Origin of the sequence: Saccharopolyspora galaxeae (genome assembly GCF_016526145.1) — a bacterium.
In the GTDB taxonomy this organism is placed as follows: domain Bacteria; phylum Actinomycetota; class Actinomycetes; order Mycobacteriales; family Pseudonocardiaceae; genus Saccharopolyspora_C; species Saccharopolyspora_C galaxeae.
Window position 1 is genome coordinate 1 of the sequence record NZ_JADDUE010000033.1, and the last position, 1,116, is coordinate 1,116.

The 1,116-nt window shown below is 67.9% G+C and carries 1 protein-coding gene; it reads right to left on the bottom strand.

What is annotated here, in order from left to right; all coding sequences use genetic code 11:
• On the bottom strand, positions 1-997 hold a 997-nt coding region (locus tag INP57_RS29270), incomplete at its 3' end, for an IS481 family transposase (protein ID WP_200073612.1).
• Positions 998-1,116: the final 119 nt, after the last annotated feature.

Here is a 1,116-nt window from a genome sequence, read left to right on the forward strand (position 1 = left end):
TGTATGAGGCCATGACGTTGGTGACGCCGGTGGAGAGCCGGGATGCTGGTGGCTGATCTCCGGCGGCAGTGTGTGGCCGATGGTAGTTGTAGTGCACGTTCCAGACCGCCAGAGCCGCGGTGCGGTGGTGTTCGCTGGTCCAGACGCGGGCGTAGAGGAATTCTTCGGCCAGGATTCGGTTGTAGCGTTCGACTTTCCCGTTGTGGCGTGGGGTGTAGGGCGTGATCCGCTGGTGGCGGGCTCCGCGCAGGACGACGGCGAAGTCCTTCGCGCGGTAGCAGGCGCCGTTGTCGGTGACCAGGCGATGAATGTGGGCGATGCCGTGACGGGCGAAGAACGCGCGGGCGCGGTGGACGAATCCGATCGCGGTCCGAGCCTTCTCATCGGGGAGAGCTTCGGTGTAGGCCAGGCGGGAGTAGCCGTCGATCGCGGAGTGCAGGTAGATGTAGCGGGCCCGCTCGCCGCGGGTCTTGCCGCAGGCAACCCGTTTGTCCTGGTCGCTGCCTTTGCCGTGGACGCGCCAGCCACCACCGTCGGGGATCTCGCCGGTCTTTTTCACGTCCAGGTGGACCATGTGCCCTGGCCAGCGAGCGAGGATCCGCCGCGGCTGGCGGTTGCCGGCGCCGGTGGGGTCGAGGAACCTGCGCCGGTTCAGCCCGAGATGCAGCAGCTGCCGACCAACGGTCCGCACCGAGATCATCACACCCTCGGCGGAAAGTTCGGTGGCGATCCGGCGCGCTGAATACTTCCGCTGCCGGCGCAGCTGCTCGATCCGGGTGATGGCCTCGGCAGGTGTGGCGGTGGGCTGGTGGTGCGGAACGCTCGGGCGATCGAGCAGCCCTGCCTCGCCGTGGCGGCGCCAGCGGTTGACCCACTTGCTGGCGCATTGGCGGGAGAGGCCCATCTCGGCGGCGACGTGGGCGATCGGGCGGGTCTGGCACCGCTGCACGAGCCGACGGCGGCCCTCGACAGACAGTGGGGCATTACGGTGATGCATGGACGGGTCTTTCTGTCCGGCGGACGAGTTGGTCGCACTTCTCATCCTGCCGCCGAAAGACCCGTCCCCCTCCTCAGACCCCGCCAGCCGACACCAACGTCACGACCCGCAACAGCTAG